This window comes from Paenibacillus silagei, from assembly GCF_017874735.1.
GTDB classification, from domain to species: domain Bacteria; phylum Bacillota; class Bacilli; order Paenibacillales; family Paenibacillaceae; genus Paenibacillus_AQ; species Paenibacillus_AQ silagei.
Map to the genome: position 1 here is coordinate 127,023 of NZ_JAGGLV010000008.1, position 15,188 is coordinate 142,210.

The 15,188-nt window shown below is 53.5% G+C and carries 17 protein-coding genes; 15 read left to right on the plus strand and 2 right to left on the minus strand.

Translation table 11 applies throughout. The features are described 5' to 3' along the window. The 7 genes from queC to J2Z70_RS14015 all read left to right on the plus strand — a co-directional run bounded on the left by queC (position 1) and on the right by J2Z70_RS14015 (position 6,052). Positions 1-666, plus strand: a complete 666-nt coding sequence (gene queC / locus J2Z70_RS13985) for a 7-cyano-7-deazaguanine synthase QueC (protein WP_209873853.1) — start codon at positions 1-3, stop codon at positions 664-666. Continuing rightward, positions 666-1,148 carry a 6-pyruvoyl trahydropterin synthase family protein gene (locus J2Z70_RS13990; protein ID WP_209873856.1) on the plus strand — a complete coding sequence of 161 codons (483 nt, stop codon included), beginning with the start codon at positions 666-668 and terminating at the stop codon, positions 1,146-1,148. Before queC ends, J2Z70_RS13990 begins: the two co-directional genes overlap by 1 nt. Continuing rightward, on the plus strand, positions 1,141-1,863 hold the full coding sequence (gene queE, locus J2Z70_RS13995; protein ID WP_209874194.1) for a 7-carboxy-7-deazaguanine synthase QueE: 723 nt from the start codon (positions 1,141-1,143) through the stop codon (positions 1,861-1,863). Before J2Z70_RS13990 ends, queE begins: the two co-directional genes overlap by 8 nt. A gap of 169 nt (positions 1,864-2,032) precedes the next feature. After that, positions 2,033-2,851 (plus strand): VanW family protein, encoded by an 819-nt coding sequence (locus J2Z70_RS14000; protein ID WP_209873860.1) that lies wholly within the window; start codon positions 2,033-2,035, stop codon positions 2,849-2,851. A gap of 73 nt (positions 2,852-2,924) precedes the next feature. After that, positions 2,925-4,061 carry a zinc-dependent alcohol dehydrogenase gene (locus J2Z70_RS14005; RefSeq protein WP_036726578.1) on the plus strand — a complete coding sequence of 379 codons (1,137 nt, stop codon included), beginning with the start codon at positions 2,925-2,927 and terminating at the stop codon, positions 4,059-4,061. Between the two features lie 166 nt (positions 4,062-4,227). Further along, positions 4,228-5,142: a DMT family transporter gene (locus J2Z70_RS14010; protein WP_209873862.1), complete on the plus strand. Its 915-nt coding sequence runs from the start codon at positions 4,228-4,230 to the stop codon at positions 5,140-5,142. Between the two features lie 73 nt (positions 5,143-5,215). After that, on the plus strand, positions 5,216-6,052 hold the full coding sequence (locus tag J2Z70_RS14015) for a class I SAM-dependent methyltransferase (RefSeq protein ID WP_209873865.1): 837 nt from the start codon (positions 5,216-5,218) through the stop codon (positions 6,050-6,052). Between the two features lie 37 nt (positions 6,053-6,089). Here J2Z70_RS14015 and J2Z70_RS14020 read toward each other — a convergent pair whose 3' ends face one another. Next, positions 6,090-7,007 (minus strand): LysR family transcriptional regulator, encoded by a 918-nt coding sequence (locus tag J2Z70_RS14020; protein ID WP_209873867.1) that lies wholly within the window; start codon positions 7,005-7,007, stop codon positions 6,090-6,092. Positions 7,008-7,266: 259 nt separating this feature from the next. Here J2Z70_RS14020 and J2Z70_RS14025 point away from each other — a divergent pair, with 259 nt between their 5' ends. From J2Z70_RS14025 to J2Z70_RS14050, 6 genes are all read left to right on the plus strand, one after another. Next, the gene (locus tag J2Z70_RS14025; RefSeq protein ID WP_209873870.1) at positions 7,267-8,214 is read left to right on the plus strand and encodes a phosphate ABC transporter substrate-binding protein PstS family protein; all 948 of its coding nucleotides are present in this window, start codon (positions 7,267-7,269) and stop codon (positions 8,212-8,214) included. 97 nt (positions 8,215-8,311) lie between these two features. Next, positions 8,312-9,214, plus strand: coding sequence for a phosphate ABC transporter permease subunit PstC (pstC, locus tag J2Z70_RS14030; protein ID WP_209873872.1), 903 nt, complete (start codon positions 8,312-8,314; stop codon positions 9,212-9,214). After that, on the plus strand, positions 9,211-10,107 hold the full coding sequence (gene pstA, locus J2Z70_RS14035; protein ID WP_036726586.1) for a phosphate ABC transporter permease PstA: 897 nt from the start codon (positions 9,211-9,213) through the stop codon (positions 10,105-10,107). The genes pstC and pstA overlap by 4 nt, the downstream gene beginning before the upstream one ends. A gap of 97 nt (positions 10,108-10,204) precedes the next feature. Continuing rightward, positions 10,205-10,981 (plus strand): phosphate ABC transporter ATP-binding protein PstB, encoded by a 777-nt coding sequence (gene pstB / locus J2Z70_RS14040; protein WP_036695365.1) that lies wholly within the window; start codon positions 10,205-10,207, stop codon positions 10,979-10,981. 318 nt (positions 10,982-11,299) lie between these two features. Further along, complete coding sequence (locus tag J2Z70_RS14045) at positions 11,300-12,028, plus strand: MBL fold metallo-hydrolase (protein ID WP_209873874.1); 729 nt, start codon at positions 11,300-11,302, stop codon at positions 12,026-12,028. Continuing rightward, positions 12,021-12,605, plus strand: coding sequence for a TetR/AcrR family transcriptional regulator (locus J2Z70_RS14050; RefSeq protein ID WP_209873878.1), 585 nt, complete (start codon positions 12,021-12,023; stop codon positions 12,603-12,605). Before J2Z70_RS14045 ends, J2Z70_RS14050 begins: the two co-directional genes overlap by 8 nt. A gap of 38 nt (positions 12,606-12,643) precedes the next feature. On the opposite strand, the gene J2Z70_RS14055 is transcribed toward J2Z70_RS14050, so the two are convergent. Further along, positions 12,644-13,303, minus strand: a complete 660-nt coding sequence (locus J2Z70_RS14055) for a helix-turn-helix transcriptional regulator (protein ID WP_209873881.1) — start codon at positions 13,301-13,303, stop codon at positions 12,644-12,646. 168 nt (positions 13,304-13,471) lie between these two features. On the opposite strand from J2Z70_RS14055, the gene J2Z70_RS14060 reads away from it, so the two are divergent. Both J2Z70_RS14060 and J2Z70_RS33995 read left to right on the plus strand, forming a co-directional pair. Next, entirely contained in the window at positions 13,472-14,878 is a 1,407-nt protein-coding gene (locus J2Z70_RS14060; protein ID WP_209873884.1) for an MFS transporter, read from the plus strand. After that, the gene (locus J2Z70_RS33995) at positions 14,835-15,167 is read left to right on the plus strand and encodes a winged helix-turn-helix transcriptional regulator (protein WP_081751207.1); all 333 of its coding nucleotides are present in this window, start codon (positions 14,835-14,837) and stop codon (positions 15,165-15,167) included. Before J2Z70_RS14060 ends, J2Z70_RS33995 begins: the two co-directional genes overlap by 44 nt. Positions 15,168-15,188: the final 21 nt, after the last annotated feature.

The following is a 15,188-nucleotide window of genomic DNA, read 5'->3' on the forward strand; positions in this document are numbered from 1 at the left end:
ATGGTAAATAGAAAAGCATTAGTCGTCTTCAGCGGCGGCCAAGACAGCACTACCTGCCTGGCGTGGGCATTGCAGGAATTCCAGGAGGTTCAGGTGGTCACGTTCAATTATAATCAGCGCCATGCGGCCGAGATTGAAGTCGCCAAGGCGATAGCCGCAAGGTTCGGCGTGAAGCAGCATATTCTGGACCTGGGGCTGCTGAACCAGCTTGCTCCGAACGCCTTGACGCGTGAAGATATTGACATTACCGCAGGCGAGGGTGAAGAGCTGCCCAGCACGTTCGTGGATGGACGTAATCTGCTGTTCCTGTCCTTCGCGGCCATTCTGGCGAAGCAGCTTGGCTACTCCAACATTATCACCGGGGTCTGCCAGACGGACTTCAGCGGATACCCGGACTGCCGCGATGTGTTCGTGAAGTCGCTGAATGTCACGCTTAATCTGTCGATGGATGTGGAGTTCGTCATTCATACCCCGCTGATGTGGCTGGACAAAAAGCAAACCTGGAAGCTGGCAGACGAGCTGGGCCAGTTCGATTATGTGCGGGAGCAGACCCTGACCTGCTATAACGGAATCATCGGCAGCGGCTGCGGCACCTGTCCGGCATGTCTCCTGCGTAAGCGGGGTCTGGAGCAATATGAGGCAGAGCGTCAGGAGGCGGGAGTATAATGCGGGGCGAAGTAGCCGTCTGCAAAATTTTCACCTTCGACGCTGCCCATCAGCTCATCGGACACAAGGGGAAATGCAGTAATCTGCACGGGCATACCTACAGGCTGGAGGTAGTGCTGAAGGGTGTGCCGTCCGCGTTAGAAGGACAGTCGGATGAAGGGTTCGTCATCGATTTCAGCGATATTAAAGCGGCTGTGCAGGAGGCGGTAGTTGGGCGGCTGGATCATGCTTTTCTGGCGATGGGCAATGAGCCTGTGCTGGAGACGCTGAAGGCGACCGGCTCCAAGGTAGCGATGCTCTCCTTCCGCACCACAGCAGAGAATCTGTCTGCCTACATTGCCTATGAGCTGAAGCAAGCGGCGTTGCCGGTGTATTCGGTCAAGCTATGGGAAACTCCGACCTCCTGGGCTGAGGTGCTGGCAGCAGATATCCCCGAGGAGGGACCGGCTTACCGGCTGTATGGAGGCTGCGATGATGAGTAGAATCCCGGTTATTGAAATGTTCGGCCCGACAATCCAGGGGGAAGGGGCGGTCATCGGGGTCAAAACGATGTTCGTCCGCACCTACGGCTGCGACTACCGCTGCGGCTGGTGCGATTCCGCCTTCACCTGGGACGGCTCGGCCAAGGATAAAGTAACAATGCTTACGCCGCAGGAGATTCTCGCCGGGCTGCTGGAGCTGGCCGGGGAGAATTTCAATTGTGTCACCATCTCCGGGGGTAACCCGGCGCTGATCGGGGAGGCGATGGGAGAATTCATCTCCCTCCTCCACGAGCGGGGCATCCAGGCGGCGATTGAGACGCAGGGCAGCCGTTGGCAGGAGTGGTTCCATGAGGTGGATGTGCTGACGATCAGCCCGAAGCCGCCCAGCTCCGGGATGCAGACAGACTGGGATAAGCTGGATGAGATTATGCATAGAGTCGCTGATAACGGCAAGGCTGCGCATAGCCTGAAGGTGGTTGTTTTTAACCAGGAGGATTATGAATATGCCCGCAAGGTCCATTTCAGGTACCCTGAGGTCCCGCTATTCCTGCAGCCGGGCAACGATAACGTCACCGAGGAAGGTGACATCTCAGGCCGTCTGCTGGGGCGGCTGGAATGGCTGTTCGAGCGGGTGATTGCCGATCCGCAAATGAACCGTGCACGGGTGCTGCCGCAATTACATGCATTAATCTGGCATAATAAGCGGGGGAAATAACCGCGCTCGCTGCCGGGATGAAGCTGAATAGAGTTACTGAAGGCCGGGCTTCCGCTATAGGGGAGTTCCGGTCTTTTGCTGTAATAGAAATGGGACAGAATTGTAGCCTCCGGCCGGTTCAGTTGTACTATAATTGAACAATGATGTGGGAGAGGGAGGAAATCATTCCATGAATTCGGTAATCAGCAACATGAAGCCCATCCGGCGTTCCAAGCTTCGACTATTTGCAGGGAAGCGGTATTTCACCTGGAAAAGATACTGGAAATGGATCACAGCCAGCGGACGCCTGGCTGCAGAACAGTGCAGTGAAGCTCTGCCGTACGAAGCGGCCAGCCATGCTACCCCGCTGCTGCGCAAATTGCGCAATGTGGATATGCAGCTTCAGCACAACAAAATTGTGAACCTGAGGCTCGCGGTGGCGAAGCTGGACGGGCTTGTCATTCAACCGGGCGAGAGCTTCTCCTATTGGCGCAGGATCGGCAAACCCACACGGAGAAAAGGCTACCTGGACGGAATGGTGCTCCATTATGGCGGGTTCCGGTCCGGCACAGGCGGCGGGCTCTGCCAATTGTCCAATCTGATCTACTGGATGACACTGCATACCCCGCTGACCGTTACCGAACGGCACCGGCACAGCTATGATGTCTTTCCCGATGAGCAGCGGACCCAGCCCTTTGGCAGCGGGGCTACCTGTGCCTATAATTATCTGGATCTCCAGCTGCGCAATGATACAGAGCATGCTTATCAGCTTAAGCTGCACCTGGATGAGACCCATCTGCACGGGGAATGGCGCTGTAACGGGCAGCAGCTCTACCATTACGAAGTGTATGAAGATGGGCACCGCATCAGCCTGGAGCCGTGGGGCGGATATATCCGGCGCAACGCGATCCGGCGCAGAGTGCTGACGCATAGCGGAGAGCTTGCCGGAGACGAAGCCGTGGCCGAGAACCACGCGCTGATGATGTATTCTCCGCTGCTGCACGGATAAATCCGGACGATTTGGGGCTATAACATAAGATAGTGTAACAAGCAGCCCCATTTCAGAAGGAGTGACCTATACCATGAAGGCAGTGACTTATCAGGGAAAGAAGAAAGTTGAAGTGAAGGAGGTCGCCGATGCGCGGCTGGAGAAGAAGGATGACATCCTCGTCCGCATAACCACAACCGCTATTTGCGGATCTGACCTGCATATCTATAACGGAGAAATACCGGGAATGCATGATGACTACATTATCGGACATGAGCCGATGGGGATTGTGGAAGAGGTGGGCCCGGAGGTTACCAGGGTCAAGAAGGGCGACCGGGTCATTGTCCCGTTCAATGTAGCATGCGGGCAATGCTTCTTCTGCCAGCATGAGATGGAGAGCCAATGTGACCATGCGAATGAAGCGAAGGATACCGGTGGCTACCTGGGCTATTCGGATTCATACGGCGGATTCGCCGGAGGGCAGGCGGAGCTGCTCCGGGTGCCTTACGGCAACTTCGGGCCGTTTGTCGTCCCGGAGGACGCTGAGATGGAAGACGAGAAGCTGCTGTTCCTCTCGGATATCGTTCCGACCGCCTGGTGGGGCGTCGAGAATGCCGGTGTGAAGCCCGGTGATACCGTCATTGTGCTTGGCTGTGGCCCGGTAGGCCTGCTGACACAGAAGTTCGCCTGGATGAAAGGCGCATCCCGTGTCATCGCGGTGGACTATATCGATTACCGGCTCCAGCATGCGAAGCTGACGAATCAAGTGGAGACGGTGAATTTTGAGCAGACCAAGGATGTAGAGCTGAATCTCAAGGAGATTACACGCGGCGGAGCGGATGTGGTGATCGACTGCGTGGGATTGGATGCCAAGAAGACGGTTGTAGAGAAGGTGGAGACAGCCTTGATGCTGCAGGGCGGTTCGCTGGGGGCTTTCCGTATCGCCTCCGAGGTGGTCCGCAAGTTCGGCACCATTCAGTTAATCGGTGTCTATGGCCTGAATTACAATATGTTCCCGCTGGGCCATCTATTCGAACGCAATATCACGCTGAAGATGGGCCAAGCTCCTGTGATCCATTATATGCCTGAGCTCTACAAGATGATTAAGGAGAACAAGTTCGATCCCACAGATATTATCACCCACCGGCTGCCGATCAGCCGCGCAGAACATGGCTACAAGGTATTTCAGGAGAAGGAAGAGGACTGTATCAAGGTAGTGCTTAAGCCGTAACAGGGGAGAGTAGCCTCTGTCAGCTGAGCTTCTATAAGGCATGGAACCCCTCAGAGGCGGTTCTGTGCCTTTGTTTTGCGTTGAATATGAAAAAATGCTGCTTTTTTCGCCGATTTACGTTAAATTAACATAATGAGTCTTACATCCTATGAAGGGGCGTTCTGTCATGCGTACCAATAAACCGCCCGTTGCCGTGCCTCTCCTGATGGTAATCGGAATTGTGGCCATCTCGTTTTCTTCCATCTTTATTAAATGGTCCTCCGCGCCCGTATCGGTCCAAGGGATGTACCGCCTGCTGTTCACCTCGCTGCTGATGCTGCCGTTCGCCCGTCCCTATAGCGGGGCACTCTTTCAGCTGCGGCGGAAGGACTGGCTGCTGCTGGGCGTGTCCGGGGTCATGCTTGCCTTGCATTTTCTGTTGTGGATGGGTTCGCTGAATTATACCTCGGTGGCCAGCTCGACGATGATTATGGCGCTGGAGCCGTTATTCATTATGGTCGGTGCGTACATACTGTATAAAGAGCGTAACTCGATCTTTGCTATCCTGGGGATGGCGATTGCTATCTTCGGCGTTACTTTTATCGGCTGGGGAGACATTGGCTTGTCTGCTGAGAATCTGAAGGGCGACATGCTGTCGGTTGGCGGAACCGTAGCGGTAGCCGCACATATGCTGCTTGGACAAAAGCTGGTGGCGCGTATGCCGTCCTATCTGTACAGCCTGATTGTATTTATCGCTGCGGCCGCCGTATTTGCCGTCTACAATCTCGTGACCGGCACACCGTTCTTCGATTATCCGGCCCGGGAATGGGGCATCTTCGTTCTGCTGGCGGTGGTACCCACCGTCTTCGGCCATATCCTGTTCAACTGGCTGCTGCAATATACATCGGCGACTACCGTCTCCATGAATATCCTGGGAGAGCCTGTCGGCGCGAGCATTCTAGCGTTCCTGCTGCTGGGTGAGCAGCTCAGCGGCCTGCAGTGGGCGGGCGGCGTGCTGGTCATGGCCGGGCTGGGTGTCTATCTGTATGCCGGGCGAAGGAAAGCTATGAAGCTCCGGCAGTCTCTGCCGAACGCTTCCTAGCTATTCGCCGACAGACCCGTGAGGCAAACTTGATTACATTTTATAGAACATAGATAAAGGGGTAACGAAAGCAATGAATGAACCTAATCAGAATGAACCGGATGGCTTCAATAAGGAGGGGGCACCCACAAGCGAGGAGCTGTGGAATGAGGATACCTATGCGGCCTGGACCCGCCGGTTCGGAACCCCTGCGGAGGCTGCGGAGAAGCTGTCGAAGGACCCTGCGGGGAAGCTGTATCCGCTGAATACCTATCTCGGTGAAGTGAAGGGCCGGAGGATCATGAACCTGATGGGCTCTAACGGCATGAAGGCGGTGGCACTGGGGCTGCTGGGGGCTGAGGTGACTGTCGCGGATTTCTCGGAGGCCAATGCCCGTTATGCCGGTGAACTCGCGCAGGCGGCCGGAGTGCAGCTTGACTATATCGTGTCGGATGTCCTGGAGCTGCCGGAAGCGCATCTTAACGGCTCTTATGATACGGTTTTTGCCGAAATGGGGATTGTTCACTATTTTACGGATTTGACTCCGTTCATGGCTACGGCCTACCGCTTGCTGGCACCGGGCGGAACGTTCGTACTGCGGGATTTCCATCCGGTAACGACCAAGCTGATCTCCTCCAAGGGGTCGACGGCCAAGGTGCGTAAGCATAAGGTGAGCGGGGATTATTTCGATACGGCGCTTGAAGAGAAGCAGGTGTCCTATTCCAAATACATGCCTTCTTCAGGAGGAGCACCGGAGGCGGACAAGCCGAATGTCGTCTACTGGCGGCGCTGGACGCTGGGCGAGCTGGTTACTGCTGCCGCAGCCAGCGGACTGGTTATAAGAGAGCTGGTGGAGGAGCCTAATCTGTCGTCGGATGTGTACGATAAGGGAATTCCCAAGACCTTCACCCTGGTTGCTGTTAAAAGATAATAAGGTTCACCACCACACGGTATCCCCGTTAGCGCAGTTACACAGGCGCTCCGGGGATACCGTTTATTTGTGCAGAACCCGCTGCCATCCCGGCAAAAGCCTGCTGGAGCGGAGACAGTGTATAATCCTTGCGCCAAGCCAGCACAAAAGACCCGTCAGCCGGGAGCATTCCCGGCAGCTTGGCATAGGCCAGACGGCCTGCTGCTACTTCACCCTCAATCCCGGAGCGGGAGAACACGCCCACCATTCTCCCTGTGTAGAGCATCCCCTTGACGGCCTCCGGCGAGCCCAGTACCGCATGGTTCCAGACCCTTACGTTATTAAGCTGTGCCCACTGGTCGGAGATTCCGCGCAGGAAGGAGGCGGCTTCATGCTGCACCCAAGGCTCGCGGGCTACGGCTTGGGCGGTCAGCTCCTGCTCCCCCGCAAAGGGATGCTCCGGCGCAAAGACCAGCACCGTCTCCTCTTCAGCAATCACCTGCGTATGGAAGGTATCGTCTTGGCCCTCTGCACTGTGCAGCACGGCGAGCTGAATCTCCCGGCTGCGCAGACGTTCCCGGATGGCATCATCTGGCAGTACGGATAAGTAGACATCGATCCCGTCATATTGCTGTGTGAATTGGGACAGCAGTTTGGGCACAAGATAACTGGCAGGGATATCGCTGGCGGTAAGCTCCAGATTCCCCGAGGCGAGCGAGGTGAACTGTTTGACCGTCCGCTCGGCCTCGGCGCTCAGCGAGACAATACGGACCGCATACTGATACAAGGCGCGTCCGGCATCCGTCAGCAGGACGCGGCCGCTCCGGTACTGGAAGAGGGAAGCGCCAAGCTCACTCTCCAGACTTTTCATATGGAAGGAGACGGTAGGCTGCTTAAGGTTCATCTCGGCGGCGACATCCGTTACTTTTTTATATTTTTCGATGAGAACTAGGATTTGCAGCTTTACAAGGTTCATGAAGATTCCTCCGGGATGGGGCAGAAAGACCCCTATTGTTGTATCGATATAGAATTTATCTATTCAAATATACAATTTATATTATAACTTTTATCCTTCGGTTTACAAACTCAGTACTTTTATCTAACGAACGGGCCCTAGAATAAGAAGAGTCAGAAGAGACGCTGATAGACACACAATAATGCTTCCCGAGTGAGTTTTGTACGAAGCAGATGGAACGCAGCAGACACTCACAAAACCTTTAGGAGGAAAACAAACAATGCAATTCAAAAAATCGTGGATCATGGCTTTGACTCTTACAAGCGTACTGGCACTTTCAGCATGCGGCAACAACGGGGGAAATAAGGCTACAACCAATAACGGAGGGAATACACCGGCTGCTACAAACACAGAATCCAGCAGCGGTGCGAAGCTAAGCGGTTCGGTCCTGGCGTCAGGCTCCACAGCACTTCAGCCGCTTGTAGAGCAGGTAGCTGAGAAATTCATGGATGCGAATGCTGGCGTGGACATTCAGGTTCAGGGCGGCGGCAGCGGAACAGGCTTGACTCAGGTCTCTGAGAAGCAAGTCGATATCGGGAACTCGGATGTATTCGCTGAAGAGAAGCTGAAGGATGCTGCGAAGGCGGCTGAGCTGGTGGATCATCAGGTGGCGGTTGTAGCGATTGCAGCAGTAAGCAACCCGGCAGCAGGCGTAGACAGCTTGACCAAGCAGCAGCTGGTAGATATTTTCACAGGTAAAATCACGAACTGGAAAGAAGTTGGCGGTGCAGACCAGGCCATCCAGATCATCAACCGTCCGGCAAGCTCAGGTACCCGTGCTACCTTCGAGAGCTTCGCTCTTGGCACCAAGACAGAGGACCTGAAGGGCTCGATCCAAGAGGATTCCTCCGGTACAGTTAAGAAAATGATCGGCGAAACACCGGGGGCTATCGGTTATCTGGCCCTGTCCTACCTCGATGATTCCGTGAAAACATTAAACTATGACGGCGTTGAGCCTTCAGTAGACAACGTAGTGGCCGGTAAATATCCTGTATGGGCTTACGAGCACATGTACACTAACGGTGAACCTAATGAGACTGTAAAAGCGTTCCTGGATTACTTCCTGACGGATGAAGTACAGACTGGCGACGTGGTCGAGCTTGGCTACATCCCGGCTTCCAAAATGCAGGTATCGCGTGATGTTGCAGGTACTGTAACACCTAAATAACCTTCAACGGTTCACAGTTAGGATTGGATTTCAACTTTAATGTGATTAGAGGCGGATAAACTCTGCCTCTCTTTTCACTTTAGAAAGAGGGAGCATCTTGAGGGGACAACCAACAAATAAGCGGCTGGAAAAACATCATATAGAAAACTTAATCGGACGTATTTATATGTCCTTTTGCGTGCTGCTGCTCATTGTCATCATTATATCCATGGTCTATTTCGTAGCCTCCAAAGGCGTGGCCAATTTCTTGAGCGGTGAGGTCAAGGTCTCTGAATTCCTGTTCGGCACGAAGTGGTCGCCTGAAGCAGACACACCTTCGTACGGAGCCTTCCCGTTCATCTCGGGTTCCTTCCTGGTCACGCTGCTGGCTGCGCTTATCGCAAGTCCGCTCAGTATCTGCGCTGCGCTCTTCATGACGGAGATTGTGCCGGGCTGGGGTAAAAAGCTGCTGCAGCCGGTCATCGAGCTGCTGTCAGGCATTCCATCCGTTGTCTACGGCTTCGTAGGCTTAAGCGTCATTGTTCCATTTCTGCGGGATACGCTGCCCGGACAGGGCATCGGGGTGGCTGCAGGCGCGCTAGTGCTGTCGGTCATGATTCTGCCGACGATTACCAGCGTGGCTGCAGACGCGCTTGCATCATTGCCGCAAAACTTGAAAGAATCATCCTTTGCGCTCGGTGCCACACGCTGGCAGACGATCTCCCGGGTTATTCTCCCGACGACCTTCCCGGCGATTATGACGGGTGTAGTGCTTGGCATGGCCCGCGCCTTCGGCGAGGCTCTTGCTGTGCAGATGGTTATCGGTAACGCGCCGTTCGTGCCTCACTCCCTGTTCGAGTCCGCGTCCACCCTTACCAGTGTAATTACGCTGGGCATGGGGAATACCACGATGGGTTCACCGCAGAACAATGCGCTGTGGAGTATGGCGCTGGTGCTGATGCTGATGACCTTCGTATTCGTCCTGCTGGTGAGAATGCTCGAAAGGAGAAATAAAATTTGAAGCCGAGAACTGCGAATAAAATAGCCACTGTCGTTATCGTTACCTTTGCATTGCTGATCGTAGCCATCCTGGTTAGCTTACTCGGATATATCCTGATCCGCGGTTTCAATCATATTAGCTGGGACTTCCTGACCTCCGCGCCGCAAAAGATCCGCGCAGGCGGAGGCGTCGGGCCGCAGCTGTTCAACTCATTGTTCCTGCTGGTGCTGACCTTGATCATCACCGTGCCGCTGGGGCTGGGTGCCGGAATCTTCATGGCAGAGTATGCCCGCCCCGGCAAGCTGACCAACTTCATCCGTCTGGTCGTGGAGGTATTGTCGTCCTTCCCGTCGATTATCGTGGGTCTGTTCGGTCTCTTGCTGATCGTCAACACCTTCAATCTCGGGTTCTCCCTGATCTCGGGTGCGCTCGCGTTAACCTTCTTCAACCTTCCGCTGATGGTGCGTATTACGGAGCAAGCCTTCCGCACGGTGCCCAAGCAGCAGAAGGAGGCAGGCTTCGCGCTCGGATTGTCCAAGTGGAAGATCGTTACCTCGGTCTTGCTGCCGGTAGCGTTGCCGACTATTATTACCGGCACGATTTTGTCGGCCGGCCGTGTGTTCGGTGAAGCAGCCGCGCTGATGTTCACGGCAGGGATGAGCAGCCCGCGCCTGGACTTCAGCAACTGGAATCCGCTTAGCCCGTCTTCACCGCTCAATCCTTTCCGTCCCGCAGAGACGCTGGCGGTGCACATCTGGAAGGTCAACAGTGAGGGCCTGGCCCCGGATGCACTTCAGATCGCAGCGGGTGCTTCAGCCGTCCTGGTGCTGACCGTATTAATCTTCAATCTGGCTGCCCGTTACTTCGGCAGATTCATCTACCGCAAGCTTACTGCATCCAAGAGAATGAGCTAGGCTTGTTACACACAGGGAGGGCACAGGCTTCCGAAGCGAGTTTTGCGCAGAAGAGTCAGAACGTGTAAGCTATCAGAACTTTTAGGAGGAGTAAGGGATGGGAATAGCAGAGCCAGTCGTACGCGAATCATTTCAAACGGAGGATCTGAGTATTTATTATGGGACGTATGAGGCGGTGAAGGGGATTAGCCTTCCTTTTGCCCAGAATACGGTTACCGCATTGATCGGCCCGTCGGGCTGCGGGAAATCAACCTTTCTCCGTTCACTGAACCGGATGAATGACGATATCTCCGGCTCTACGACCAAGGGCAGCATCTGGATTGACGGTGTGGATATCAATGCTACAGGCACGGATGTAATTAAGCTGCGGCAAAAGATCGGCATGGTCTGGCAGAAGCCCAATCCGTTCTACAAATCGATCTACGACAATATCGCCTTCGGCCCGAAATATCACGGCATCAAGGGCAAGCAGGCGCTGGATGAAATCGTCGAGAGCAGCCTGCGCCGCGCCGCCCTGTGGGACGAGGTCAAAGACCGCTTGAAGGATTCTGCTCTGGCATTGTCCGGCGGACAGCAGCAGCGTCTGTGTATCGCCCGGGCGCTGTCGGTCAACCCGCAGATCCTGCTGCTTGATGAGCCGGCTTCGGCCCTTGACCCGGTATCAACCGGTAAGGTGGAGGAGCTGATCAAGGAGCTGAAGGAAGAGCTGCGCATCGTCATCGTCACCCACAACATGCAGCAGGCCGCACGGATCTCGGATTACACCGCCTACTTCTATCTTGGCTCCCTGGTGGAATACGACAAGACCGAGAAGGTCTTCACGAACCCTGAAAACCAGATGACCCAGGAATATATCATGGGCCGGTTTGGCTGATCGGGAGACAAGTACAGACGGGCATAGACAAAATCGATACCACTAGTAACACGGATCTTTCAGGACACCATCCATTACGGGTGGTGTTTTTTGATTGCGTAGGAAACCGAGAATGTAGGCGAAAAACAGAACACAATGTGCAGGACTGAGGATGCGCGGGCTCATGTAGGCGAAAAACCGAACACAATGTTCCTTTTAGTATGTTCTCACCGTCTTTGCCTAAGCCGTTCACTTGCGGATGAGTAAATATCTCTTGCAAAACTAATATCATTAGTTTATATTTTAACTAATGATATTAGTTTTGGGGAGGGTTTTACGATGAGAGTAACAAGAGAAGGCCATTTGCATCAGCTTACGTGGCTGCCGCGTATTTTTCCAGTGAATTGCTATTTAATCGAGGAAGAACAGGAGCTTACACTTATTGACGCGGGAATGTCCTTCAGTTTGAAAGGCATTCTAAGCCAGACCGCCAAGCTAGGTAAGCCGCTGACCCGCATCATCTTGACTCATGGCCACATGGATCATGTCGGGGCGCTTGATGCCTTGAAGAAGGAGGTGCCGGAGGCTAAGGTCTATATCTCGGAGCGGGATGCTGCATTGTTGGCTGGTGACCGCTCGCTCAGAGCCGATGAGCTGCAGACTCCTATTAAGGGCAGTGTACCCGCCAAAATAGTGACCCGGCCCGACATTCTGCTGCATGACGGCGACAGCATCGGCTCGCTGACAGCGTTCAGCACTCCCGGACATACGCCGGGATCGATGTCTTTCCAGGACCGGCGCAGTGGAGCGCTGATCGTTGGTGATGCGTTCCAGACCTTCCGGGCCACGGCGGTGTCCGGCAAGAAGGTCGCCTGGTTTCCTTTTCCGGCTATGGCGACTTGGAGCCCCGAACAGGCCTTGGTCAGTGCCTACAGGCTGATTGATCTTGCCCCTTCTGTACTGGCGGTAGGACATGGTGATCTGCTTATAGCTCCGGTAGAGGCGATGAAGCGGGCGGCTGCGGAGGCCGAAGGGCAAGTAAAGGGAGGAGAGAGGGTACATGGCTAGAGCAGGTCTGGACACGCACACGCTGGTATTGGCTGCCGCAGAGCTGGCGGATGAATACGGGATGGAAGCAGTGACGCTGGCTGCACTTGCCGCGAAGCTGGGTGTCCGTTCCCCGTCACTCTATAATCACATCAACGGGCTTGCGGGGCTGCGTACACTGATGGCGGTATATGGCCTGGAGCAGCTGTATGAGGTCATATCGGAGGCAACGGAGGGGCTAAGCGGAGAGGCTGCAGTACATGCCATGAGTCAGGCATACATCGGATTCACCAGAGCGCACCCGGGGCTGTACCAGACGACGCTAAAAGCACCCGAACAAGGAGACACCGCTCTGGAAGCGGCGGGAGGGAAGATCCTGTCGCTCATCATCCAGGTGATATCCGCATTCGGCTTGGATGAGGAAGGCAATCTGCATGCCGTCCGTGGACTGCGGAGTATACTGCACGGATTCTCCACCTTGGAGCACCAGGGCGGATTTGGAATGCCGCTGGACCTGAATGTCACTCTCACCCGGCTGATTAACACCTATATTGCGGGAATCCGCTGTATGGGATCGGACGCAGACAGCCTGAAATAACAACAAAGAGCAATCTCCAAGTGAGGTTGCTCTTGTTGTCACGGCTTATGTTGCCTAACGGTGTAGATACAGTTTCTGCCTCCCTGTAAAATGTACTCCCCCCGTTCAATATGAACATCATCGCCCAGAACTGTTTTAAATAAATGCAACTCATTCTTGCATAACCCGGTACATACAGCCGCCGCTTCACAGATCGGGCAATGTTTTTCGATGAATAAAAGACTGCCATCCTCCTGCTCCTTAACCTCGGCCATATAACCTTCATTCGTTCGAATCTCGGCCAGCTTCTCCAATTTCTCTCTAACATCCGATGCAGCGCCAAGATGCTGAAGATATTGTGCCTGCATTTTTTTATTTCGAACATCCAGCAGCTTGTCCAGCCCTTCATTGCCAAATGCCTCTTTCATCGAATTAATGAGACTGATGGATAAATCCGAATATCCGGTTGGAAAAAAACGATTAGCCGCGGGAGTTAATATCCACAGCTTGGTGGGGCGGCCCATGGGACGTGCCTCTTCCACATTCGTAACCAATCCTTCTTCCTTCAGTGCATTCAAATGTTGGCGAATAGCCATTCCAGACAGCGAAAATTGAGAGGAGAGAGTCATAACATCCATGCCCCCACGCTCCTTTAACAGATCAATGATCGCTCTTCGGGTACTGGTGGAGACATCCTTTTTGATTTCATTCCGGCTCATGGTGCTCCTCCTTTTTGCAGCTACTAAAGCCATATCACTCCCTACATTTTAAATAAAAATGTTGACAAAGTCAAAGCCGGACTGTAGCTTAGACATTATAAACAAAAATGTTTACTAAGTATCCGGATACGATGTATACATACCAAACTTTCTTGGAGGTCACCATTCATGTCGTCTAATCATCAAAGTATTTTCAGTCCGCGTTACTTTGCACTATCCATAGGAATTATCCTGTCAGTGATGGCCGTTGGATTCGAAGGTCTGTCCGTAACCACCATTGCTCCCTCGATTGCTGGAGACTTGAACGGTCTTAGCCTGTTCGGGTGGATATTCAGTACGTATCTGCTTGCACAGATTATCGGAACGCTGGTCGTCGGTCGGATCATAGATAAAAGAGGCCCTGCTGCACCCTTCACTTATGCGCTGCTGTTGTTTATCGCAGGACTGGTCGCTGCTGCAACAGCAGGCGATATGTATATCATGATTGGATCACGGGCCCTGCAAGGTTTGGGTGCCGGAGCTATGATGACTTGTGTGTATACGGCCATTTCCTTAAGTTACCCGGATGAGTTACGTGCCAAAATACTTGGAGCCTTTGGTACAGCCTATGTTCTTCCGTCCATGCTCGGTCCATATGTAGCAGGCCTTATAGCAGATCAGTGGTCCTGGCGGTTTGTTTTCTGGGGGATCTTACCTGTTCTAGTTGTTTCAGCAGTGCTTAGTTTACCTGCTTTCAGGAAATTGAAAGTGAAGCAGACGGGAGGGGACAGCGGATCTTCATCTACTTGGATGACGTTACTCTTAACGATGGGTACAGGCCTTTTCCTGATTGGTCTAAGTATGCTTCCGAGTATGATGGGATTTGTCTTCGCCCTGATTGGTCTCGTCGGTATGATATTACCGCTCCGTCGATTGCTGCCGAAGGGAACGCTTACGCTGCGAAGAGGGATGCCGGCGATTCTCGCAACACGCGGGCTGTTCTTCGCTGCCTATGCCAGCACACAGAATTTCCTGGTATTGGCTCTAATTGATGTGAAAGGAATTACACCTTCTCAGGCGGGTTTAATCGTAGCGAGTGCTGCACTAAGCTGGTGTATCATTGCGTATGTGCAAGGACGTTGGGATGCGGCAGATCAGGGCCGTGGACGTCATATGAGAATTATTCTGGGGGTATTTCTGCTTGCTATAGGGATTGCCATCGTCTTTTGGATACCGGTTGTTTCTATTGCCGTTGCAGTTATGGGTCAGATCATCGCCGGGGTCGGCATTGGATTGGCGCATCCGGTTAGCGGTGTTGTAGCCTTTTCCCAAACAGGGGAAGGCGGCGCGGGCCAAACCTCGGCAAATCTGCAATTTGCGGATTCTTTTACACCCGGTGTAGTGATCGGGATTGGGGGTTCCATCCTTGTCGTGTGTCAGGCTGCTGGAATGTCACTGCAAACCAGCTTAATTGTAGCCATGGGCTTCCATCTCTTGTTGATCGTCATAAGTATCATTGCCAGCACCCGGATCTCACCGCAATCCATCAAGAATGCTGATCCTAAGAAAGAGGGTGTACCGGTCATTGTCCAATGAGGATAGGGAGAAGCTTCTTATAGCCTATGACATCATCGGGTCTAAATGGACGATCCATATCTTATTCACTCTTTCTTACGGTCCGAAGAAGTTTAGCGAAATGACCCGGAGTATTCCTTCCATTACGCAAAGAATCCTTTCCCAGCGTTTAAAGGAGCTTCAACATCATAATCTGGTCAAGAGAACCAGTCCCCAGCGTCCTACACGAACCATGTATGAACTTACACCAAAAGGAGTAGCTCTCGCTACGTTCATACCTTGTCTAATGGACTGGGGGACCCAAAACTAAATTAAGCTTGTATAGGAGGAA

Excerpts from the sequence above, each read along its gene's own strand:
- J2Z70_RS14050 (WP_209873878.1), top strand. The coding sequence starts at position 12,021 with ATGGCTAGAGCAGGTCTGGACACGCACACGCTGGTATTGGCTGCCGCA.
- pstB (WP_036695365.1), top strand. The coding sequence starts at position 10,205 with ATGGGAATAGCAGAGCCAGTCGTACGCGAATCATTTCAAACGGAGGAT.
- J2Z70_RS14060 (WP_209873884.1), top strand. The coding sequence starts at position 13,472 with ATGTCGTCTAATCATCAAAGTATTTTCAGTCCGCGTTACTTTGCACTA.
- J2Z70_RS14015 (WP_209873865.1), top strand. The coding sequence starts at position 5,216 with ATGAATGAACCTAATCAGAATGAACCGGATGGCTTCAATAAGGAGGGG.
- J2Z70_RS14055 (WP_209873881.1), bottom strand. The coding sequence starts at position 13,303 with ATGAGCCGGAATGAAATCAAAAAGGATGTCTCCACCAGTACCCGAAGA.
- J2Z70_RS14020 (WP_209873867.1), bottom strand. The coding sequence starts at position 7,007 with ATGAACCTTGTAAAGCTGCAAATCCTAGTTCTCATCGAAAAATATAAA.
- J2Z70_RS14000 (WP_209873860.1), top strand. The coding sequence starts at position 2,033 with ATGAATTCGGTAATCAGCAACATGAAGCCCATCCGGCGTTCCAAGCTT.
- J2Z70_RS14025 (WP_209873870.1), top strand. The coding sequence starts at position 7,267 with ATGCAATTCAAAAAATCGTGGATCATGGCTTTGACTCTTACAAGCGTA.
- queE (WP_209874194.1), top strand. The coding sequence starts at position 1,141 with ATGAGTAGAATCCCGGTTATTGAAATGTTCGGCCCGACAATCCAGGGG.
- J2Z70_RS33995 (WP_081751207.1), top strand. The coding sequence starts at position 14,835 with ATGCTGATCCTAAGAAAGAGGGTGTACCGGTCATTGTCCAATGAGGAT.
- J2Z70_RS14045 (WP_209873874.1), top strand. The coding sequence starts at position 11,300 with ATGAGAGTAACAAGAGAAGGCCATTTGCATCAGCTTACGTGGCTGCCG.
- J2Z70_RS13990 (WP_209873856.1), top strand. The coding sequence starts at position 666 with ATGCGGGGCGAAGTAGCCGTCTGCAAAATTTTCACCTTCGACGCTGCC.
- J2Z70_RS14005 (WP_036726578.1), top strand. The coding sequence starts at position 2,925 with ATGAAGGCAGTGACTTATCAGGGAAAGAAGAAAGTTGAAGTGAAGGAG.
- queC (WP_209873853.1), top strand. The coding sequence starts at position 1 with ATGGTAAATAGAAAAGCATTAGTCGTCTTCAGCGGCGGCCAAGACAGC.
- J2Z70_RS14010 (WP_209873862.1), top strand. The coding sequence starts at position 4,228 with ATGCGTACCAATAAACCGCCCGTTGCCGTGCCTCTCCTGATGGTAATC.